Raw genomic sequence first — 253 nt, 5'->3', positions numbered from 1 at the left:
CACTCGGGCGCCTTCATGAAGCCGCTGTTCTCGGCGGCCAAGCGCATCGTGCGCGAGGGCGGCCCGGCGCGCATCGTGTTCTCCGAAGGCGAGGACGAGCGCGTGTTGCGCGCCGTGCAGGTGGTGGTGGACGAAGGCCTGGCGCGTCCGATCCTGGTGGGCCGGCCGTCGGTGCTGCTGGCCCGCATCGAAAAGCTGGGCCTGCGCCTGCGCCTGGGCGAGGACGTGGAAGTCACCAACCCGGAATACGACG

The 253-nt window shown here is 70.8% G+C and carries 1 protein-coding gene; it reads left to right on the top strand.

Features of this window, described 5'->3' with window-relative positions; genetic code table 11:
* The coding region (locus KDH83_RS32325; RefSeq protein ID WP_249205494.1) for a phosphate acyltransferase at positions 1-253 on the top strand (253 nt) is incomplete at both ends.

Origin of the sequence: Achromobacter sp. Marseille-Q0513, assembly GCF_018195695.1 — a bacterium.
GTDB lineage: Bacteria > Pseudomonadota > Gammaproteobacteria > Burkholderiales > Burkholderiaceae_B > Achromobacter.
Note: the sequence above shows the minus strand (reverse complement) of the source record. Positions and strands in the feature narration are given on the sequence as shown.